The 22,523-nt window shown below is 40.9% G+C and carries 22 protein-coding genes; 21 read left to right on the top strand and 1 reads right to left on the bottom strand.

What is annotated here, in order from left to right; genetic code table 11:
- Window positions 1-271 precede the first annotated feature (271 nt).
- Window positions 272-532, bottom strand: a complete 261-nt coding sequence (rpsT, locus tag EO124_RS07020; protein ID WP_006556889.1) for a 30S ribosomal protein S20 — start codon at window positions 530-532, stop codon at window positions 272-274.
- Between the two features lie 323 nt (window positions 533-855).
- On the opposite strand from rpsT, the gene polA reads away from it, so the two are divergent.
- The 21 genes from polA to EO124_RS06920 all read left to right on the top strand — a co-directional run.
- Window positions 856-3,498, top strand: a complete 2,643-nt coding sequence (gene polA, locus EO124_RS07015; protein ID WP_127058921.1) for a DNA polymerase I — start codon at window positions 856-858, stop codon at window positions 3,496-3,498.
- A gap of 106 nt (window positions 3,499-3,604) precedes the next feature.
- Complete coding sequence (mutM, locus tag EO124_RS07010) at window positions 3,605-4,429, top strand: bifunctional DNA-formamidopyrimidine glycosylase/DNA-(apurinic or apyrimidinic site) lyase (protein ID WP_127058920.1); 825 nt, start codon at window positions 3,605-3,607, stop codon at window positions 4,427-4,429.
- Window positions 4,430-4,460: 31 nt separating this feature from the next.
- A complete protein-coding gene (gene coaE, locus EO124_RS07005) occupies window positions 4,461-5,075 on the top strand; it encodes a dephospho-CoA kinase (protein WP_127058919.1) in 615 nt (204 codons plus the stop codon).
- Window positions 5,072-5,641, top strand: coding sequence for a lytic transglycosylase domain-containing protein (locus tag EO124_RS07000; RefSeq protein ID WP_127058918.1), 570 nt, complete (start codon window positions 5,072-5,074; stop codon window positions 5,639-5,641). The genes coaE and EO124_RS07000 overlap by 4 nt, the downstream gene beginning before the upstream one ends.
- Before the next feature lie 29 nt (window positions 5,642-5,670).
- Complete coding sequence (locus tag EO124_RS06995) at window positions 5,671-6,330, top strand: hypothetical protein (RefSeq protein WP_127058917.1); 660 nt, start codon at window positions 5,671-5,673, stop codon at window positions 6,328-6,330.
- Between the two features lie 190 nt (window positions 6,331-6,520).
- Window positions 6,521-6,979, top strand: a complete 459-nt coding sequence (rimP, locus tag EO124_RS06990) for a ribosome maturation factor RimP (protein ID WP_021841408.1) — start codon at window positions 6,521-6,523, stop codon at window positions 6,977-6,979.
- A 40-nt stretch (window positions 6,980-7,019) separates the two neighbouring features.
- Complete coding sequence (gene nusA / locus EO124_RS06985; RefSeq protein ID WP_127058916.1) at window positions 7,020-8,108, top strand: transcription termination factor NusA; 1,089 nt, start codon at window positions 7,020-7,022, stop codon at window positions 8,106-8,108.
- Entirely contained in the window at window positions 8,108-8,383 is a 276-nt protein-coding gene (gene rnpM / locus EO124_RS06980) for an RNase P modulator RnpM (protein WP_021841406.1), read from the top strand. The genes nusA and rnpM overlap by 1 nt, the downstream gene beginning before the upstream one ends.
- A 4-nt stretch (window positions 8,384-8,387) precedes the next feature.
- On the top strand, window positions 8,388-8,693 hold the full coding sequence (locus EO124_RS06975) for a L7Ae/L30e/S12e/Gadd45 family ribosomal protein (RefSeq protein ID WP_021841405.1): 306 nt from the start codon (window positions 8,388-8,390) through the stop codon (window positions 8,691-8,693).
- A 17-nt stretch (window positions 8,694-8,710) separates the two neighbouring features.
- Window positions 8,711-11,317, top strand: a complete 2,607-nt coding sequence (gene infB, locus EO124_RS06970) for a translation initiation factor IF-2 (protein ID WP_127058915.1) — start codon at window positions 8,711-8,713, stop codon at window positions 11,315-11,317.
- A gap of 9 nt (window positions 11,318-11,326) precedes the next feature.
- A complete protein-coding gene (gene rbfA, locus EO124_RS06965; protein WP_006556878.1) occupies window positions 11,327-11,695 on the top strand; it encodes a 30S ribosome-binding factor RbfA in 369 nt (122 codons plus the stop codon).
- A complete protein-coding gene (locus tag EO124_RS06960) occupies window positions 11,679-12,617 on the top strand; it encodes a DHH family phosphoesterase (RefSeq protein ID WP_127058914.1) in 939 nt (312 codons plus the stop codon). The genes rbfA and EO124_RS06960 overlap by 17 nt, the downstream gene beginning before the upstream one ends.
- The gene (gene truB, locus EO124_RS06955; RefSeq protein WP_127058913.1) at window positions 12,617-13,492 is read left to right on the top strand and encodes a tRNA pseudouridine(55) synthase TruB; all 876 of its coding nucleotides are present in this window, start codon (window positions 12,617-12,619) and stop codon (window positions 13,490-13,492) included. Before EO124_RS06960 ends, truB begins: the two co-directional genes overlap by 1 nt.
- A gap of 12 nt (window positions 13,493-13,504) precedes the next feature.
- Window positions 13,505-14,437 carry a riboflavin biosynthesis protein RibF gene (gene ribF, locus EO124_RS06950; RefSeq protein ID WP_021841401.1) on the top strand — a complete coding sequence of 311 codons (933 nt, stop codon included), beginning with the start codon at window positions 13,505-13,507 and terminating at the stop codon, window positions 14,435-14,437.
- A gap of 228 nt (window positions 14,438-14,665) precedes the next feature.
- On the top strand, window positions 14,666-15,850 hold the full coding sequence (locus tag EO124_RS06945; protein WP_127058912.1) for an aminotransferase-like domain-containing protein: 1,185 nt from the start codon (window positions 14,666-14,668) through the stop codon (window positions 15,848-15,850).
- A 378-nt stretch (window positions 15,851-16,228) separates the two neighbouring features.
- Entirely contained in the window at window positions 16,229-16,996 is a 768-nt protein-coding gene (locus tag EO124_RS06940) for a shikimate kinase (protein WP_127058911.1), read from the top strand.
- Window positions 16,996-19,140: an SF1B family DNA helicase RecD2 gene (recD2, locus tag EO124_RS06935; RefSeq protein ID WP_127058910.1), complete on the top strand. Its 2,145-nt coding sequence runs from the start codon at window positions 16,996-16,998 to the stop codon at window positions 19,138-19,140. The genes EO124_RS06940 and recD2 overlap by 1 nt, the downstream gene beginning before the upstream one ends.
- A 74-nt stretch (window positions 19,141-19,214) precedes the next feature.
- Complete coding sequence (locus EO124_RS06930; RefSeq protein WP_127058909.1) at window positions 19,215-19,871, top strand: ComF family protein; 657 nt, start codon at window positions 19,215-19,217, stop codon at window positions 19,869-19,871.
- Window positions 19,872-20,195: 324 nt separating this feature from the next.
- Window positions 20,196-20,786, top strand: coding sequence for a DNA adenine methylase (locus EO124_RS10270; RefSeq protein WP_206512551.1), 591 nt, complete (start codon window positions 20,196-20,198; stop codon window positions 20,784-20,786).
- Window positions 20,773-22,050: a Dam family site-specific DNA-(adenine-N6)-methyltransferase gene (locus EO124_RS10380; protein WP_338142098.1), complete on the top strand. Its 1,278-nt coding sequence runs from the start codon at window positions 20,773-20,775 to the stop codon at window positions 22,048-22,050. Before EO124_RS10270 ends, EO124_RS10380 begins: the two co-directional genes overlap by 14 nt.
- A 48-nt stretch (window positions 22,051-22,098) precedes the next feature.
- Window positions 22,099-22,523 (top strand): hypothetical protein (locus EO124_RS06920; RefSeq protein ID WP_164726579.1); only part of this gene is annotated, 425 nt, incomplete at its 3' end.

Raw genomic sequence — 22,523 nt, 5'->3', positions numbered from 1 at the left:
AAAAATTTCTCCCCATCGCAGGCTTGGTTTTGCATTCGCAAAAAGACCCTACGATTGGGGAGAAATTTTTTTTACTCTGGGACGATAACATTAATATCAGCAACAAAATGTATAGCTGGGGATAGTTTTAACCATGGAGGAGGATATTTCTTGCTTTGACGCGGAGGGGGAGAGAAAAAACACGCCGGCATGATAGTGCGACTTTGGGGGAGAGGGGTTTTGACAAATAAAAAAAGCGCCGTAACTAGGTTACAACGCTTTTGTGCTTTAATTATAAAGCATTCACTTTAGCCGTTAGGTTAGATTTCTTGCGAGCTGCTGTGTTTTTATGAAGAACGCCTTTGGAGGCTGCTTTATCAATTACGCTAGTAGCTTGAACAAGTGCTTTTTTAGCATCTTCTACTGCGCCTGCTTCTACAGCTTCAACCGTTTTGCGTGTAGCTGTACGAATTTGAGATTTCACAGCGGAGTTTTTCGCACGACGTTCAGCGTCCGTTTTTACGCTTCTAATACTGGATTTGATATTTGGCAATTGAGTCACCTCCTTATGATTACAATAATATACCTGAATAATTATAGCACAGTGCGTATTGTTGTGCAATACCTTATAAAGATTAGTTTTGCCTTATATTTATGATATAATAGTTTCAGATATGTTGAACATTAGTTTAGACTATATATTATACAGCTAAATTTTGAAAACGTATAGAATAGGAAGGTATAACCTTTGAAGATCTATAGCCAAAGAAGGTATGGCCTTTAAATACGTATGATCTATAAGGTATATAACATATAAGCTATAAGGTATATAACATATAAGCTATAAAGTCGATGTCCATGGTAAAGAGGTGCTTTATGAAAAAATTAATGATTATAGATGGCAGCAGTTTGTTGTACCGTGCATTTTTTGCGTTGCCGCCGCTCAGTAATGCGCTTGGCGTACCGACCAATGCGGTGTACGGTTTTTTGACAATGCTTGTTAAACTATATAATGATTTACATCCTGATTATGTGGCGGTAGCTTTTGATAAGGGTAAAGAAACATTCCGTACGGAGCTTTATGCGGACTACAAAGGTAATCGCCCAAATGCACCGGATGATTTACGTCCGCAGTTTGGCCTTATTCGTGAAGTGTTAGAGGCACTCGGCATTACGGTTATCGAAGAAGAAGGCTATGAAGGGGATGATATTATCGGCTCTTTAAGCAAAAAACTAGGCAATAAGGATACGGCCGTGTATATCATCACCGGTGACCGCGACAGTTTGCAGCTCGTTGATGAGTACAGCACGGTTTATTTAACTAAAAAGGGTATCAGCGATATGCTCGAAGTTCGTCCCGATAATATGGCAGACGAATACGGCTATGGCCCTGACATGGTTATCGACATGAAGGCCCTCATGGGGGACAGCTCTGATAATATTCCCGGTGTGCCCGGCGTTGGTGAAAAAACGGCTCTTAAATTACTTAATGAATACGGCACTTTAGAAGGCGTTTACGATAATATCGATTCCATAAAAGGTAAGTTAAAAGAAAAATTGGCTGACAATAAAGAGTTGGCTTTCTTGTCGCGCACCTTAGCGACTATTAAAACCGATATGGATTTAGACTATAAAGCAACTGATTTTGTGACCTCTGCTCATGAAACGGAAATTGTGCCGCTTTTTGACCGTTTAGGTTTTCACAGTGTAACGCCGCGCCTCATCAAGGCTATGGGGATTACGGCGCCGACACCGGTTGATAGCGACTCCTTATTTGCGGATTTTGCGGAATCCCCAACTGAAGGCAAATTGGAAATCGCAGGTATTGAAGCGATTACACCTGATTTTTACAAAAATAAAGATTTAGGTATTGTGGTTAAAGCCGGTGGTGCCCATCCATTCCGTACTATTGATGAATTGTATGTGGCTAACGGTGAAACGGTAGCTCGTTTAGACGGCGGTCATGCTAAGTTCGCCGAATTGTTGCCGGCTATGCTAAAGGATGCGGCTACGATAGCGACTGAAGACAGTAAGTTACTCCTCGAAGTGACGGGTGAAGCAAGACCGGGTACTATGCCTTTATTTACAGCCGACGGTGAACCGAGAATTTGGGATTTAACCTTGATGGCTTATTTGGCGGATCCGACGCGTACCAATTATGGTATTTCCTACTTGACCGAACGATTCAGTGCACCGGCAGTGCCGGCTACGGGTGATGCCAATGAATCTGCCGCAACGGCTCAGGCTTTACTTACCATGCAGTCGGTGGCGCAGGAAGTGCTCAAGGATAATGGTCTTTGGGATTTATATAAAACCATTGAATTACCGCTCGTACATACTTTGCTTGTTATGGAAAAGAATGGTATTTACATTGATAAAGCCGCTTTAGAAGAAACCCAAACTCGCTTCGAAGCGGAAGCTAACGAATTACGCGATGCCATTTATAAAGAGGCCGGGGAAGAGTTTAACATTAATTCGCCGAAACAGTTGGGTGTTATTCTCTTTGAAAAATTAAATTTACCTGTTTTGAAAAAGACGAAAACGGGTTACTCTACCAATGCGGAAGTGCTCGATATGCTCCGCAATGACCATCCGATTATTGAACTCATTTTGAAATATCGTACGGTAGTTAAATTGATTTCTACTTATTTGGAAGGTTTGAAACCGTTAATCGATAAAAAAACGGAACGCATTCACAGTACGTTTAATCAGATGGTAACGGCTACGGGTCGCCTCAGCAGTTCAGACCCTAATTTACAGAATATTCCGGTTCGTACCGAAAAAGGACGTGAGATTAGAGCGTTGTTCTTGCCGGGTAAAGGCTACGATACCTTGGTGAGTGCCGACTATTCGCAGATTGAGCTTCGCATTTTGGCGCATTTATCGAAAGACCCGGCGCTTATTAAAGCGTTTATGGATGGTGAAGATATTCACCGTTTTACGGCAGCTGAAGTGCTCGGTAAAGCAATTGAAGACGTTACGCCGACTGAACGTTCCCATGCGAAAGCGGTTAACTTCGGTATTATTTACGGTATCAGTGATTTCGGTTTGTCCCGTGATTTAGGGATTACCCGCGGTGAAGCGAAAGATTATATTGAACTATATTTCCATCGTTATCCTAAAGTTAAGGAATATATGGACAATATGGTGGCGGAAGCACATGAAACCGGCATGGTGCGCACCATGTTCGGCCGGGTCCGTTCGTTACCGGATATTAACAGCCGTAACTTTAATCGTCGCTCCTTTGCGGAACGTACGGCTATGAATACGCCAATCCAGGGTAGTGCGGCGGATATTATTAAATTGGCCATGAATCAGGTGGAACAACGTTTGGAAGCTGACGGCTTTAAATCTCGTCTTTTGTTGCAGGTTCATGACGAACTTGTATTGGAAGTTGTAAAAGATGAAGAAGAAGCGGTTATGAAACTGTTGGCAGACATCATGGACAGTGTAGTAGAATTAAAAGTACCGCTCATCGTAGACGTACACAGTGCTACGAACTGGGCTGATGTAAAATAATAGAAAATTTTTAACAAAATCTGAGCCAAATTAAAAGCTCAAACGTTTATATAGGTGTATAGGCCTATACAATAATCACTCTATAATTGGTTAAGAGGTGAAACGAATGCCGGAATTACCGGAAGTGGAACTGATAAAAGAATATATCCATGAACAGACAGTCGGTAAAACGGTCGCCTCTGTTGATTCTTTGTTACCGCGCATGTGGCGTAATTGCCCGGCTGATGTGGCGGAAACGCTGATTACCGGGCAGACCATCGAAGCCGTAAAACGGCGCGGTAAATATTTAATCATTACTTGGCAAAATTCTGATTTACAGTTAATTATTCACCTCAAGTTGACGGGGCGGTTAATCTATCGGCCAAGTGCTGAGGTAGAGCGATTTGACCGCATTCTGTTTCATTTTACCGACGGTACCATGCTGGCGTACGGCGATGTGCGTACGCTGGGAGCCCTCTATGTATTTGAATCACCAAAGACGATCGATTTAAAAGCGTATCTGAATATGGGCGTTGAACCATTGAGTCGAGCTTTCACAAGTGGTAAACTATATGAGTTGACACGGCGTAGTTCTATGCCGATAAAGCCGTTCTTACTGGGACAGCAATTTGTAGCCGGTATCGGTAATATTTATGCCGACGAAGCTTTGTTTTTGGCCCATGTTATGCCGACCAGACCAGCTGATTCTTTAAGCGAAGCAGAGACGAAGGCTTTGCACCGAGCTCTGCGCAAAGTGTTACGTGATAGTTTGGCTAATGGCGGTACCAGTTTTCGCGATTATAAAAACGGTGCCGGTGGTAAAGGGCAAAATCAGGAACATTTATTGGTGTACGGTCGCGGCGGTAAACCCTGTGTTCGCTGTAAACGGACGCTCCAGGATATGACCTTGCGAGGACGTCATACCGTATTTTGCGGACATTGCCAACATTAAGATTATTTTTATTACATTATCGGGAGTAACGATGTATAAGATTGGGTTAACCGGCGGTATTGCGTCCGGGAAAAGTACCGTATCCAACTGGCTTCGAGATAAAGGAGCACCTATTATTGATGCGGATATAGTAGCGCGTGAAGTTGTTGAACCGGGCACACCGGGCCTAAAGGCTTTGGTGGCAGAATTCGGTGATGAAATTCTTACGTCGGAAGGCACGCTTGATCGTCCGAAGTTGGGTAGTATCATTTTTAACGATGAAGCCAAACGGAAGCGTACCAACGAAATTTTACACAGCTTCATTAAACAGCGCATTGACGAATTAGCTGAAAATTTTGCCGAAGAAGGCTTCAAGGCTGTTATCTATGATATTCCCTTACTCATTGAAACCAATTGGTATAAGGAAATGGATGAAGTGTGGCTCGTAGCTATCAACGAAGATGTTCAGACGGCTCGTTTGCAGGAACGTAACGGGTATACGTTAGAAGAAGCAAAAGCTCGTATTGCCAGTCAAATGCCGTTAGCGGAGAAGAAAAATTATAGTCATGTTGTGATTGATAATAATGGCACTTTGACTGATTTAGCGGCGCAGTTAGAACAATTATGGCAAGCAAAAGGACATGTTTTTACTGAGGAGGATGCATGAAAGGCTCTACATTCTTAGCATGGTGCCTCGTAATTTTAGGCTGGTACTATTTCGCTGTGGGCGAACCGTATTTGGCGCGCACCTATGCGTATCCTTTAGAACATAGTGCCACTGTACATGCAGCGGCCAGGGCCAATAAGATTCCCTATTCGTTAGTCGCGGGGGTAATTCTGGCGGAGAGTAAGTTCAATGAACATGCCGAATCGGCACCGGGCGCTTTGGGGCTTATGCAACTCATGCCGGACACGGCGCACTGGATTGCGGAACAAATGAATGAACCAAAGTTGACCGATAATGATATTAAAGAACCGGATACTAATATTAAGCTGGGGACATGGTATTTAGCGTATTTACTGAATGAATTTAAAGGCAATAAAATTTTGGCCTTAGCTGCGTATAATGCCGGTCGTGGTCACGTGGAAGAATGGATGAGCCAATACGGTTGGGGTGACGACTTCGACGATATTGAGCAAATCCCGTTTGCGGAGACTCGTGAGTATGTTACGGCGGTTTTAAAAAATCAGGAAAAATACGAGTCTCTATACGCTATGGATGACAATCAATAGTATTAAATCAAGAGGAAGGATTATTTCAGATGGCAGATGTAATTGCAGAATGTAAGGAACGCACCTATGATTTTTCATGGTTGCCGAATACTTTGGGCGATTTTAAACTGGTAATCGATACGACGGCAGAAGACTTGTACTATCGCTTTTTTCATTATGAAAATGAACTGGGGTGGCGTTGGGAAGCCTTGTATGATAAGGAAGTTGACGATTATACAGTTCATGTAGTGATGCCGCTTTTCTCTTTTACGGATATTAACTTTATTCGCGGCTCTTGGGAGGAGTTTGAGGGAGTGCTGAAAGAGCGTGCTGAGCAAGGTCTCACCGAGCGATTAATCGAGCCTCAAAAAATGTTTACGTATGCATATAAACACAAAGGCCTTGCTGACTGGGCCTATGAAGAGTTTTTACCTCAACAGGTAGGTCCTTTTGTGCGGGATATTGCCCCAAGTAATGGGGTGTGCATGATTAACGGCTCGTACATTATCGGGGAATATCGCATAATGGATGATACGTCGGGGCTGTTGCTTTTCTACAATGTACTGCGTGATGAGTTTTTTGCAGAGCTTCGGCGACATAATTATCCGGAGATTAACCATGACCTCGACGCAAAGACATTACCGGAATTGGAAGCAAAACTCGAAAGTGAGCTTGTAAGAGTGCTTACGGACTTGCAAAATCGTTTATAGTATTTGTGTTTTGGCAGTGTTCATGATATAATATACGTGATTCGAAATAAGCTTTTTTAAAAGAGTGGGCCTTGGCTCACTCTTTACTTTATAGTAAAACACTATGCAGGCGTACAAACAGGCAAGTGCTTGGCAAATACGATGTGAGTAATATTACAGGTGTTACATCAAAATGAAGGAGGCGATGACCATGAAAAGAGAAGCCGTGGAAGAATTTGTATCCTCAATAGTAGAAGGGATTATTGAGGGCACAGAGATGGAACTGGTGGATGTGGAATATGTGCGCGAACGGGATTGGTATTTGCGTGTATATTTAGATAAGCCGGGCGGAGTCGATCTTGATGATTGTCAGATTGTCAGCGAGAAGCTGAGCGAAGTGTTGGATGCTAAAGATCCGATTAAAGAAAATTATTTATTGGAAGTATCTTCACCGGGACTGGATCGTGTTTTGAAAAAAGACAAAGACTTTGTTCGTTATCAAGGCGCCGACGTTGATGTACAGTTGTTTAAGCCGGTAGATGGGAAGAAGCAATTTACCGGAGCGCTGGGCGAGTTTACCGATGAGACGATTACGATTCAAGTCGGGGAAAACCCAATCGTGTTAGAACGAAGTGCTATTGCACAGATTCGTTTGCATTTTGAATTTTAAAGATAAAAAACTAAAACAGAAAATATTGGAGGAATAATAAGTGAGTCAAGAATTAGTACAGGCAGTTATGGTGTTAACAAAGCAGAAGGGTGTATCGCCGGAAGTGGTGTTTGAGTCCTTGGAGGCATCATTGCTGCAGGCTTACCGTAAGGAGCCGGGTTCCAATCAGGACGCCTATGTAGAATTAAACCGTGAGAGCGGTGAATATAAGGTTTTTGCCAAGAAAACCGTAGTTGCTGAAGTTGAGGACGCAGAGAAAGAAATTTCTCTCGCCGAAGCTCAACAACGGGATATGCGTTTTGAAGTGGGCGACATTGTAGAAGTTGATGTAACACCTAAGAACTTCGGACGTAGCGCTGCTCATACGGCTAAGCAAATGTTGATTCAACGTCTTAAAGAAGCGGAACGCAGCATTGTGTACGAAGAATATTTCAGCCGTGAAGGTGATATCATCACCGGTCTTGTACAGCGTGTAGAAGGTCGTAATGTATTCGTTGACCTTGGCAAAACAGAAGCCATTTTACCACCGGCTGAACAGATTCCGACGGAAACATACAAAGCAGGCGATCGCATTAAATGCTACATCGTAGAAGTTAAAAAGACCACCAAAGGTCCTCAGATTATGATCAGCCGTACTCATCCGGGCCTGTTAAAACGCCTTTTCGAATTAGAAGTGCCTGAAATTTATGAAGGTGTTATCGAATTGAAATCCGTTGCTCGCGAACCGGGCATGCGCTCTAAAATTGCCGTAGTATCTCGTGATGAAACGATTGATGCGGTTGGCGCTTGCGTAGGTCCTAAAGGGCAGCGCGTTCAGAACATCGTGGATGAATTAAACGATGAAAAAATTGATATCGTAAAATGGGATGAAGATCCGGCTGTTTATATTGCCAACTCTTTGAGCCCTGCTAAAGTAATTTCCGTAGATGTAAACGAAGAAGAAAAAACATCTCGCGTTATTGTACCGGATTACCAATTGTCTTTGGCTATCGGTAAAGCAGGTCAGAATGCACGTTTGGCTGCTAAATTGACAAACTGGAAAATCGATATTAAGAGCGAAACACAAGCAGATGAAGTAGAACCGGAAACGGCTGCTGATGAATTGCTTGAAGGTGACGGTGAAGCGTAATGAAGAAAAAAACACCTCCTATGCGTATCTGTGTAGGTTGTGGCGAGTTGCGTAATAAGAAAGAGATGCTGCGCATCGTAGCCTCACCGGAAGGTACGATTGCTATAGATAGAACCGGCAAAGCGGCCGGTCGCGGTGCTTATATCGAACCGAAAGCGGAATGCTTTGAGACTGCTTATAAAGCGAAGCGCTTGGAACGGTCCTTAAAACGAGCCGTATCAGCTGATATTTATGAAAACCTAAAAGCTGAATTAGGGCTTAACGAGGCTGAATAAGCAAATGAACGAAACGAAATTTAAGAATTTATTAGGCATGGCACAGCGAGCAGGTAAATTGTTATCCGGCGATTTTGTAGCGGAGAAAGCAATTAAACGGGGGAATGTTCCCTTAGCCTTGCTGGCAACTGATTGTGCTAAGAATAATGCGGAGAAATATATATGGTTAGCTCAGCAATATGATGTTCCGCTTAGAAATGTTTTGACAAAAGCGGAACTGGGTCATGCCATCGGCAAAGAACAAAGAGCTATTGTACTTGTAAATGATGTGGGATTTGCGAAGGCAATGCTCAAAGAAATAGATAATTGATTTGAGGGGGCATGCAGATGTCAAAAAAAAGAATACGTGATTTAAGTAAAGAACTAAATGTAGAAAATAAACAGATTATAGACTTTTTAAGCCGTAACGGTTATGAGTCAAAAACTCCGGCCAGCGGTTTGGATGATGTAGGTATTGAACTTGTTACCAAACATTTTAAAAACCGCAGTGCTCAGGCACCAAAAGAAGCGCCTGTAAAGGCTGCTGAAATAAGTGCTAAACCGGCAGCTAAAGAAAGTCATAAAAAAGCGGAACCTAAAAAAGCAGACGCTCATAAATCCGAAGCCCCTAAAGGTGAGGCAAAGCAATCTGACGGTCAGAAACCGGCTCATAAACAAGAAGCCCGTCGTGCCGAACAAGGTCAGAAGCCTAACACGAATAAAGGAAATAACGGTAACCGTAATAATGATGGCAATCGTAATAATGAGGGCCGTCAGGATTCTCGCAATCAGCAGAACCAAAAACACGGTAATCGTCAAGAACAGCGTCAGGATAACCGCAACCAGGATAATCGCCGTCAAGACAACAAAGGTCAAGACCGTAATGACCGCAATAATCGTCACGGCGATAAGAAAAACGAGGGCGGCAATCGCAACGAACATCAAGACCGCAATCGCAACGATCATAATGATCGTAAAAACAATCGCGACAATCGCAACAGCAATAAAGAAGGTCGCAACAATCGTGACGGTGGTCGCGATAATAACAATGACCGTCGCAATAAAAAGGACAAGAAAAACCGTGGCGGCAACCGTCCACAGTCCTTATTGTCCACTTCTTTGGCGAAGAGCAAAAATCGCGTAAAACAGCGTAATGAACAGAATCGTCAGCACAAGGAAGAAGAAAAACGTAAAGCGGAAGCTATGATTGCTACTCACATTGAAATCGGCCAGACCTTAACGGTTAAAGAATTAGCGGAAGCTATGGGCCGTGAAGTGAGTGAAATCATCAAAAAATTAATGTTGTTAGGCGTTATGGCGACCATCAACCAGGAAATCGACTTTGATACGGCGTCCATCGTAGCGGAAGAATTCGGTGTTACCGTTTCCGAAGCCGCTCCGGAAGAAGATCCGACGGAAATCGTAGAAGTGGAAGATTCACCGGAAAGCTTACAACCACGTCCACCGGTTGTTACTATCATGGGTCATGTTGACCATGGTAAAACTTCCTTATTGGACGTAATTCGTCAAACTAACGTGACCGCATCTGAAGCAGGCGGCATTACGCAGCATATCGGTGCGTATATGGTTCGTTATAAGGGCAATAAGATTACCTTCTTGGATACGCCGGGTCATGAAGCGTTTACCGCTATGCGTTTGCGCGGTGCGCAGTCTACGGATATTGCCGTATTGGTAGTTGCTGCCGATGACGGTGTTATGCCGCAGACCATCGAAGCGATTAACCATGCGAAATCCGCTAATGTGCCTATTATCGTAGCCATCAACAAGATGGATAAACCGGGTGCCAACCCTGATCATGTTAAACAGCAGTTGGCTGAACACGGTTTGTTGCCTGAAGAATGGGGCGGCGATGTAATCATGGTTCCTGTATCCGCTAAACAGCGTCAAGGTATTGATGACTTGCTTGAAAATATCTTGCTCGTAGCGGAAGTTATGGAATTAAAAGCTAACCCTAACCGTAATGCGCAGGGCGTTGTTATCGAAGCTAAACTCGATAAAGGCCGCGGTCCTGTATGTACTGTATTGGTACAAAAAGGTAGTCTTCGCGTTGGCGACAACATCATTGCCGGCGTAGCATACGGTAAAGTTCGTGCCATGACGAATGAACGTGGTGAAAAAGTAAAAGTAGCTCGTCCATCCATGCCGGTGGAAGTGCTCGGTTTATCCGATGTTCCGCAGGCCGGTGAAATCATGAATGCCGTTGATGATAACGAAGCTCGTGTAATTGCCGAAAAACGTGTGGAAAAACAGCGTTTAGCTGAAATGGGTACGAGCCATAAAGTTACCTTGGACGATATCTTTAATCAGATTCAACAGGGTGAATTAAAAGACTTAAATATTATTATTAAAGCAGACGTTCAAGGCTCCGTAGAAGCATTGCGTCAATCTTTGGAAGCAATTAAGAATCCGGAAGTTCGTATCGTTATCGTCCATGCGGCGGTAGGGGCCATCAACGAATCCGACGTTATGCTCGCATCCGCATCGAATGCGATTATTATCGGTTTTAACGTTCGTCCTGATGCAGTGGTTCGTAAAGCGGCTGAAAAAGAAAGCGTTGACCTTCGTACGTATCGCGTTATTTACGACGCCATCAACGACGTGGAAAGCGCTATGCGCGGTATGTTAACACCTGAATTCAAGGAAGTTATCTTGGGCCGTGCGGAAGTGCGCCAGGTTATTTCCACACCGAAAGCAATTGTTGCCGGTTCCTATGTAACTGAAGGTGTGATTACGAATAAATCCGAAATTCGCTTGATTCGTGACGGTGTAGTTGTTCACGAAGGCCATGTAGACTCTTTACGTCGCTTTAAAGATGAAGTAAAAGAAGTGAAGAGTAGTTTTGAATGTGGTATTTCCATCGAACGTTATCGTGATATTAAAGAAGGCGATATCATTGAAGCCTTTACGATGGAAGAAATTAAGCCACAGATTTAGGAGGCGTCTATGAGTGACGTTCGCGTACGTAAGTTACAGGAATTTATTAAACAAGAGGTAAGCGGCATGTTGATGCGTGGTCTTAAAGATCCGCGCATCGGCTTCGTTACCGTTACCGAAGTAGAAGTGACGGGCGATTTGCGTCAGGCTACCATTTATGTGAGTCTGTTCGGTAAAGACGAAGAGAAAAAAGCGTCCTTGCAGGCTTTGCGTCATGCAGCCGGCCATATTCGCAGCGAACTGGGCAAAGTATTGCATTTGCGCTATACGCCGGAAATTTTCTTCGACGCCGATACTTCATTAGATTACAGTATGCACATTGAGTCTTTACTCAATGACATCAAAAAGGATGAGGCCAAACATGGCGATGATAAATAAGAAGGCTTTAAAAACTGCTTTAGATAAAGCCCAAAATATTATTTTGACCGTTCATGTTCATCCGGACGGCGATGCCTTGGGATCCCTCTTAGCTTTTTATGAAGCTTTGACGGCACAAGGTAAGACCGTCACTATGGTTGTGGATGACATCATTCCTGAAAAGTACAACTTTTTGGCTCATGTGGATAAAATTCATTCCATCGATACTATGACCGATTGGACAACGGACATGTTGCTCGTATTGGATGCCAGCACGTTCGAACGCATCGGTCGGGTCGGCGAATTGTGCAAAGCCCCGATTTATAATATCGATCATCATATTTCCAACAGTCATTTTGCGGCCGGTTTATATTTGTTGCCCGAATTTGCGGCAACAGGTGAGATTTTAACTGATTTGTGTGAAAGCTGGAACTGGCCGATTACGGAAACGATGGCCAATGCATTATATATGGCCATTGCTACGGACTGCGGTTTCTTCCGCTTCAGCAATACAACTGAAAACACGTTAAATATGGCGGCCCTTTGTGTTAAGAACGGTGCCAAGCCGAATGTTATTTCCGAACATGTGGAAGTGACTACGGTTGCTCGTATTGAAGTGATGAAAGAGGCTTTACAGACTATTCGTTTTTATAAAGACGGTAAAGTTGCCGTATTGGCGCTCGACGAAGCTTTAATGGCTAAAGTAGGCGATGATACGGACGGTTATGTCGATTTAATTCGCAATGTGGATACGGTCGATATTGCTATTTTGTTAAAAGCAGTGGATCCTAATGTAACTCGTGTGAGCTTACGAGCAAAAGTAACCGATGTCAATAAAATTGCCACCCATTTTGGTGGCGGCGGTCATGTAAAGGCAGCCGGTTGTACGATTCAGGCCAATATTGACGGTGCCATCGAGCAACTCTTAACGGTGATTGGCTAATGGACGGTGTATTTCCTTTCTTAAAACCGCCCGGCATCACAAGTCATGATGCTGTGGGGATTTGCCGGCGTTTATTAAAAGAGCGTCGCATCGGCCACAGCGGCACCTTGGATCCCTTGGCATATGGTGTTTTGCCTATCTTTGTAGGTAAGGCAACACGTATCATTGAGTTTACGGAATCCATGACTAAAACCTATGTGGCGGAAGGTCGCTTCGGTTTTGGTACGGATACGGAAGATATTACGGGCAATCCGTTACGAGCGGAAATAACGCCTACCACTATTCCTACATGGGAAGAGCTGGGGGCTATAGCAGTTTCGTTTACCGGTAAGCAGGACCAAACGCCATCCATATATTCAGCCATTAAGGTTAATGGGCGACGAGCCTATGAATTGGCTCGTGAAGGTGTGGAGTTTACCTTGCCGGCGCGAGCGATTGAAATTACAGAATGTACTCTTTTGGCCTATGCCTATCCGTATTTTACGATTCGTGTTACTTGTTCCGCCGGGACCTATATAAGGGCTTTATTGCGGGATATAGCAGGTAAAGTCGGTATTCCGGCTACCATGACACAATTGGCTCGCACTGCGGTCGGTGAATATACCATCGATAAGGCGGTTACGGCGGAAGAGGTGGCTGAAAAAGGTGAAGCCCTTGTAGGTGCGACCGATTCGGCATTAATGCATTTACAACCCGTAAATGTTTCAGAAAATGGCTTTATAGCCTTGAAACAAGGTAAGCAATGGCCGTATACTAAAATAGACGGTTTTCATGGTGAAATTGATCGGTTATATCGTGCTTATAATGATGCCGACTTTTTCGGTATCGTAAGCGGTACGGACACAGGCTTAAAAGTAGTTAAAAATATTTTTTAATAGGATTAATGTATGAAGATCTTAACATCCTTTGCAGAGTTACAACAATTACAATCTAATATTGTGTATGCCTTGGGGACTTTTGACGGACTTCACAAAGGTCATCAGACGGTTATACAAAGGGCGGTAGCGGAGGCAAAGGAACAGGCGGCCTATACCGTTGTGGTTACGTTTGATCAACATCCTTTGCATATCCTGAGACCGGAACGTTGTCCCAGCGCTTTATTGCAAAAAGAATTAAAAGCGAAGCTATTAATCGACTTAGGCGTTGATTATGTGTTACGCCTGCCTATGAGCAAGGAATTACTGGCTATGACGGCGGATGATTTTGTGGCGGCCTTAACTGTTCATAATGAGGTTAAAGCCTTTGTAGTAGGGCAGAATTTTACCTTTGGGGCCGGCGGCTTAGGCACTCCGGATGTGATTAAAGCCTTAGTTGAGCCTAAAGGGATTCAAGTATATGCTTTAACTTTGGCTAAATGTAATGAAGTGCAGGAGCATGTATCCAGTACATTAATTCGTGAAGCTGTCAAAGTGGGCCATTTTGAATTGGTTAATACTTTATTAGGTCGTCCTTTCATGTTCAAAGGTACTGTCATTGAAGGAGACCGTCGTGGTCGTATTCTCGGCTTTCCGACGTTAAACTTTTTATATCCAAAGGAATTGACTTTGCCACCTGACGGCGTTTATGTAAATCGCGTATTTATTGACGGTAAGTGGTACGAAGGGGTCGGCAATTTGGGTGATAATCCTACCTTTGAAAACCAATACCATCGTTTTGAAGTCCATCTGTTTAATTTTGATAAAATGGTCTATGGTTATGAAGCGACCGTTGAATTTTGGAAGTTATTACGTCCGGAGAAACGTTTTGATTCACTTGATGAATTGATAAAGCAGATGAAAATTGATGAACAAGCGGCCAAAGATTTTTTCAAACAAAAATAAAATAAAATTTCTTAAGAACACCATTGAAGCTTAGAACTTTGATGGTGTTTTTTTGTATATACTTATTAAAATTTAGGTAAGTTTTTCTTAAAATAGCTAATTTATTAAAATTTTTAATACAATTTATCACAAAATATCCGCATAGGATAAACTCTTGTATTCTTTTGGTTGACATTTTGCGATGATAAGAGTAAGATAAAAAGCACAATATTTTAAGGAGGTTATATTATGGCTATACGTTTTTCAGACCCGGTTAATGCAATCAAACACTCAGATACAGGAGATATTTTAAAACTCATTGCGCAGCCCGATATGATTTCCTTCGCCGGCGGTTTACCGGCCGAGGAATCATTCCCGGCCGAAGAAATTAAGAAAGCTACGGAGCTCGTTCTGAACGGTGATGCCGGTAAAGCATTGCAATATGGACCATCATTGGGGTATGAACCGCTTCGTGAAAGCATTGCGAAGCGCATGAATCGCATTGTAAAAACACAGTATACGAAAGACAATATTTTAATCACTTGCGGCTCCCAGCAGGGCCTTGATATGTTGTGCCGTTTATTCTGTAATAAAGGGGATACGGTTCTTGTAGAAAAACCGTCTTATTTGGGTGCCATTACGGCTTTTAATTTGACTCAGGTTAATTTTGTTGAAATTCCCGGTGACGGTAAAGGGATGATTATTTCCGAACTTCGCAAAGCTTTGGAAACGCATGATGTACGCTTAATCTATATCGTTACGGACTTCCAAAACCCAACCGGTATTACTTGGACACGTGAACGTCGCGCCGAATTTATGCAGGTAGTGGATGAATTTGAAGTACCGGTTATTGAAGATAATCCGTACGGTGAACTTCGTTATGAAGGGGAATACTTACCGTCTTTAACTACCTTTGATACGAAGAATCTGGTTTGCTCTTTAGGGACCTTCTCTAAAACCTTTGCGCCGGGCTTCCGCCTAGGTTGGATTGCGGCCAATCCATTGTTTATTGAGAAACTGGATTTGTTAAAACAGAATATGGACTTATCCACAGCACCGTTTTCACAGCGTGTTTGCGAAACTTGGCTTCAAAACTTCGATTTTGATGCGCATGTACAATCTATCATTAAATTGTACAAGAGTCGCCGTGATGCTATGCTTAAAGCTATTGATGAGTTCTTCCCTAAGGAAGTTACCCATACCTATCCTGAAGGAGGGCTTTTCATCTGGTGTACCTTACCGGAACAGCTTAAATCTCGTGACATTTTAAAACAATGTATCGAACGTAAAGTTGCCTTCGTACCGGGCGAAGCATTTTTTACATCGGAAGGTAATACCAATTTCTTCCGACTCAATTATTCTTGCAACGACGAAGCCACTATTCGTGACGGAATCCAACGCATTGCAGATGTGTTAAAAGAAAACTTAAAATAACGATGTATTGCATATAAAGTTATATTGTATATAAAGTCGTATTGTATATAATAGCTGAATATGTAAATGATGACCTGAGTATCTTCGGTGGCTGTAAAAAGCAGTGATGATATTCAGGTCATTTTGCTATCAAGTATTCTTTTAAAAAATAGTTTGTGATTATCAAGTGGGAAGAAATTTCCAAGTTGATTAAAATTTGAATCGTTTATTTTTGCCGCAATGGGAAATTCATGGTAGAGGCTATAAGAATGCAGGGGAATATGGTAAAATATAAGAGCATGAGAAGATACAAATGTTCTTCTCCAAATATAACCCAATACTTATTGGAAGCTATAGGCAATACTTATTGGACACAGCTATATGAGAAACGAGGTTATTATGAATTTACAAGAAGCACGTCAGAAAATTGATGAATTAGATAAAGTTCTCATTACGACATTTGAACAACGTTTGAAAGTGATTTTGGAAATTGCCAAAATTAAAGAACAGGAAAATATTGGAATTTACGAACCGGAACGGGAGCAGGAAGTATTGGCTAAATCTCTTAGCTATGTACAGGCCGGTGATTTGAAAGGCTATGTAAATAACTTTGTAAATTCCATTTTAGATATTAGCAAGACTTGTCAGAAACAACACATGCAGCAGCATATCTTTTTGATTGGTATGCCCGGTGCCGGTAAAACTACGGTTGGTAAGGCTTTGGCTCAGCATCAGGGGATGGAATTCTACGATTTAGATGCGGTGATTCAAGAGAAAACCGGTAAATCCATTCAGAATATTATTATTTATGATGGCGAAGAAGCGTTCCGTAAAGATGAATTTGAAGCTATTACGGATATTGTAAATCATAAAATGCCGGCTGTTATTGCGACCGGCGGTGGCACTGTATTATCTGAAGATACGGTAAAACTCATGCGTGAATCCGGTTTTGTAGTATTTATTCATCGCGATGTAACCCAGATTCTCGATGATTTGGATATGGAAATTCGCCCATTATTGAAGGAAAGTATTGAATATATTTTCCGCCTTTACGAAGAGCGCTATCCATTATATGAAAAAGTCAGCCATGTAAAAGTGCAAAATGCCAGCACTATTGCAGACGCAGTGGAGCAAATCGTAGAAGCGTTGCCTAAAGTGGTTCGCTAATGGAAACGCTCCGAGGTATTGTGCAACGGCTCATTTATCAGAATGAAACCAATACCTACTGTGTGTTTCTATTGGAAGACTATAATGAAGAACGAACTGTTTGCACAGCTAATTTAGAGGCCCCTAAAGAAGGGGATGATTTGGAACTTTCCGGTCGTTACATTACACATAAGAAATATGGTCGTCAGTTTGAAGCGGCTACGTTAGAACGACTCAAACCGGATACTTTATACGGCGCTAAGCAATACCTGATCAATTTAGGTGTTAAAGGGTTGGGCGAGAAGTCGGTGGATAAAATTATTGCCTATTTTGAGGAAGACCTTCTTGATATCTTACGCGCCGAAGATCCGGAAGCTTTATTGGAAGTTCCCGGTTTACGTAAAAGTGTAAAAGAAGAATTGTATAATGCATTACGCGGCGAAGGTTTGCTTCAGGAAATCAATCGGTTTCTGGAAAAAGCAGGCCTTAGTTCGCGTTGGAGCCGCACTTTATATACGACTTACGGTGGTGCGGCCATCGATGTATTGCGAGATAATCCGTTCCGCTTAATGGAAGTAGATGGCTCAATCCCATTTTCTATGTGTGATACTTTGCGCAACTCTTTAGGAATCGAACCGAATGATGAGCGGCGTATTGAGGCGGCTATTCTATACACCTTAAAGAATATCGGCGATAACGGTCACAGCTGTATGCCCGCCGATGAGTTAATCGGTATGGTCTTTGATATGCTCGGCGGTTTTGCCGATGAAGTAGCAGCACGCTTGGAAGAACTTTTGGACATTGGTCAGATTGTAGCCACTGATTATGATGGTTTGCTTTATATTTATTCGCCGAATATTTATAATGCCGAATCAGAAGCGGCTTATTTGACGCAAAATCTCATGGCCGATTCCGATGTGATTACCCTTGATTTAGAATCTTTCATTGCCGGCTTTGAAGTAAAAAAAGGATTGCAGCTGGGGGATGCTCAAAAAGAGGCCATAGCCCTTGCTTTACAAAATAAAATTTCCCTTATTACCGGTGGTCCCGGGACCGGTAAAACAACGATTATTCAAGCTTTGGTGGAAGCGTTTCAACAGACACCGCAGAATCGTATTCTCTTATGTGCGCCGACGGGGCGCGCAGCCAAGCGTCTTACCGAAGCAACTGGTTATGAAGCCACCACGATTCATCATATGTTGATGCCTATACAGGGCAGTGATTCTTATGAGTTTACTAAAAACGAAGATGATTTATTAGAAGCTGATGTCATTATTGTGGATGAAGCGTCTATGCTAAACGTTCAGTTATATTATTCGCTGTTAGCGGCTATTCCTGAAAATGCCTATGTGGTCATCGTTGGTGACGTGGATCAGTTACCGCCAATCGGAGCCGGTTTTATTCTGCGCGACTTATTGGATAGTCAAATTATACCGTCCGTTCGTTTGAACACGATTTTCCGCCAAAAAGAGGGAAACCGTATCGTAACGAATGCCCATGAAATCAATAAAGGAGATATGCCGGAACTGACTTCAGAAGGTGAATTTAAATTTGTTGAAGTACACAGTGTGACCGACATGATGCATCGCGTGGTAGCTTTGTATCGTGAAGCATTAGCTGAGTGTGATGATGAGCTGGATGTGCAAATCATCTCACCAATGCGCCGCGGGGTAGCCGGTAGTGTAGCTATTTCTAAAACAGTTCAGGCAGCGGTTAATCCGCAGGTGGCTACGCGCAGTGCCGTTAAAATTAACGGTCAGACCTATCGTGTCGGGGACAAAGTTATTCAGGTCTTGAATAATTACGAATTGGAAGTATTTAATGGCGAAATCGGTGTCATTTTTTCTATTTCAAAAACAGAAGTGTGCATTCGCTTTATGGATAAGGAAGTGCATGTACCGATGGAGGATATGAGTTCTTTCGTGCTTGCTTATGCCATTACGGTTCATAAGAGCCAAGGTAGTGAGTATGGCACGGTCATTATTCCTTTTATTCCGACCTATCATCAAATGTTGCAACGTAATCTTCTGTATACGGCCGTGACACGAGCTCGCAATAAAGTAATTTTGGTGGGCACAAAATCGGCGGTACAGCGAGCCGTAACGACACAAAGCGGTACCACAAGGTATACTTTATTTAAAGAACGTTTGCAGGGACTGATATAATATAGTTTAAATTTTTCTGCACAAATCGCTTGGAATATATTATTAACAATGCACTTAAGGGGAAGTGAATATTAATGCATTGGAGTGAATTTGTATTTCCGCCCACCTGTCCCGGTTGCGGTACGGAAGTATGGCACCGCGGGGAATGGTGCGAAGCTTGTTTTAACGAACTGTACGATGTGCGTCATGTTACCGATTTGGATGGTCTCGCACTTCGCGAAGTCTATGTAATCGGTCATTATGACAAAGGACTTAAAAGCATACTGGGAGATATTAAATTCCACGGAAAAAAGGAGCGGGCCAAATGGGCCGCTCCTTTTTTGTATTCGTTTATGGTTGACCCGGTTCACAAGCTTTCGTTTAAGCCTGACTATGTGGTGCCTATTCCGGTCAGCGCCAAAAAGCGCGTCATAAGAGGGTATAATCAGGTTGATCTTTTATTTAAAGATTGGGCAACTTGGCTTGGTTGGCATTGGCTTGACTGCTTGGAGAAGATTGACTCTACACAGGCTATGTTTGCCTTGGGGCGTGTAGAACGAAAGGCAAATATGGTCAATGCGTTTAAGCCGATGGCACCTCTCGTTAAGTCGGGATGGTTAGAAGGTAAATCTATTTTATTAGTGGATGATATTTTTACAACAGGGGCTACCTTGGAGTCGGCAGCAGCTGTATTGAAAGAGGCTTATAAGGTAAAAGAGATTATTGGGGTGACATTGGCTGGGGGACATTAATAAGACTTTATATAAATCAATTACACTGGTTATCTATAGTATGCTTATAAAAATAATTATTTTGATTATTTTGAATAAAGGTTTAAAGCTTTAATGATTGAAGAGTCATTAGTTACTATAGAACAAAAAAGTTTTATTTGGCAGAGGTATATGATGTTTCATGGTAGTCTTTTATGCTATACTAGAAAAGAAATATAATTAGTTAGGATATTCAATAAACAGAATAAATAAGGTTAAACCATAGAGTTCTATTAAAATCATATTTGTTCACATATATAGAAAAGGAGAATTCATTATTTTCTAGTAATGAATTAGTAGATATAAATGAGATTTTTAGGAAGTAAAGTTAAATTACTTTCAACTATTGAAAAAGTAATTAAAAAACATAATATTAAGGGTGAAACATTTGCAGATTTGTTTGCAGGTACTGGTTGTGTCGGAGATTATTTTAAAGATAGATTTAAGATAATTTCAAATGATACGTTATTTTCGGCATATATTATAAATTGTGCAAAATTACAAAATGATTCTGTTCCTAAATTTAATAAGTTTAAAGTGTATAAATCTGGTGCTGATATTTTTTCGTGGCTTAATTCATTATCATTTGATCCAAATGAGACATATTTCTTTTATAATAATTATTCGCCTATTGGGGGGCGAATGTTTTTTACAAAAGAGAATTCAATAAAAATTGATGGTATAAGGCAAGTAATTGAAGACTTATATAATAAGGATATACTCTCTCTTACTGAATACTATTTTTTGATAGCATCACTGATAGAAAGTATTACAAAGGTATCTAATACTTCAGGCACTTATGAGGCTTTTTTTAAATTTTGGGAATCTAGAGCCGAGAAAAGCTTTAAAATCGAACCTCTTGAAATGAAGTTTAGCAAGATAAATAAAAAAAAATGAAATCTATAATACGGATACAAATAAGTTAATAAGAAGCATTTCCGGCGATATTGCATATATTGATCCTCCGTATACGGTTACTCAATATATTTCTGCTTATCATATGTTAGAAACTTTGGCGAAATATGACAATCCAGTTATTAAAGGCGTTGGTGGGAAAAGAGATCGCGAAAACAAGAATTCTTTATATTCTCAACGTTCAAATGCAAAGAAAATATTTGAAGATTTATTTAGACAGATTCAATTTAAACATGTATTAGTTAGTTATAGTAATCAAGGTCTTGTTCCAATTGAAGAACTTTGTGAATTGGCTAGTCATTTTGCAGTAGATGGAAGAGTTGAAATAAATTATTTTGATTATCAAGAATATCAAAATCATAGAGCTAGTAAAAAAAGAAATGGTAAAAGTTTAAATGAGGTGATTATTTATTTTGAAAAAGATTTATCTATTCAAAAATCACCTATTAACTATTCTGGAAGTAAAGATAGACTAGTCCCAATGTTAACAAAAATTTTACCAGCTAATATTGATACTTTTATTGATGTATTTGGAGGAGCGTTTAATGTTGGAGCTAATATTTTCGCACTTAATAAAGTTGTATACAATGAAATGAATCCATATTTATTTGAATTGGTAAAAATGCTTTTAAATTCAGATAAAAATAAATTAATCAATCGTATAGAATTAAGATTACGAGAATATAATTTGGAAAAGGGCAATAAAGAAGCATATGAGAAATTAAGAGCTTTTTATAACACAAATAAAAATCCGTTGGATTTGTATCTTTTACATATGTATTCATTTCAAAATATGATTAGATTCAATAAAGAACATAAATTTAATACACCGGTAGGTGTTGCTGGTTATAGTGAAGACATAAGAGATAGAATAATAAATTTTAAAACAAAAGCACCAAATATTGAGTTACTTAATATGGATTACGTAAATTTATGTTGGGATGAGTTTGGAGATAATGTTTTATTTTACTTTGATCCACCATACTATATAACGAGTGCAGCATATAATGATGGAAAAAGAGGAATGAAAGGATGGGGGATTAATCAAGAAATAGAGCTTCTTTCAACTTTAAAAATGTTAGATAATAAAGGATATAAATTTATTTTATCGAATGTATTAAAGCATAAGGAACGAGTAAATACATTATTGTTAAATTGGATTAAGCAGAATAATTTTAAAGTAATTGATGCAGGTGTTAGTGGTTGGCGATATGCAAAAAATGAAATTTTAGTTATAAATTATTAATAGGGAGGCCAATGATATATGAGGAGAACGTTGATAATTCCACAAGTCATGATTGATAAAGTGAATAAATCCATTTCTGAAGAACCTAGTCAAAGCAAGTGGAGGTCTATAGAAGTTACTACAATTAATGACGTACTTGACCGAATTATCGATGAACTGAATATTAAAAATAAAAAATTATCTATTAATAATGTACGTATTGAAGATCCAGATACAATTAAAAATAGAATAGAAAGTGCAGGAAATAGTTCAAAATTTACAGGATATTTTGAAAATGAAAAAGGTAATGTAGATTCATTGTTTTTTTATATAGAACCAAAAGTAGATAGTGCTAATGATTTTTTAGCTCGTTATGTTATGCCAACATTATTGGGGATTTATAAAAACTATGAAGATAAATCTAGAGATCTGCATATAAATTATATGCCAGTTTATATTGTAAGCTTATGTACTACATCTAGAGTTGGTAATAG

Origin of the sequence: Veillonella ratti, assembly GCF_003992115.1 — a bacterium.
Lineage (GTDB): Bacteria > Bacillota > Negativicutes > Veillonellales > Veillonellaceae > Veillonella_A > Veillonella_A ratti.
Note: the sequence above shows the minus strand (reverse complement) of the source record. Positions and strands in the feature narration are given on the sequence as shown.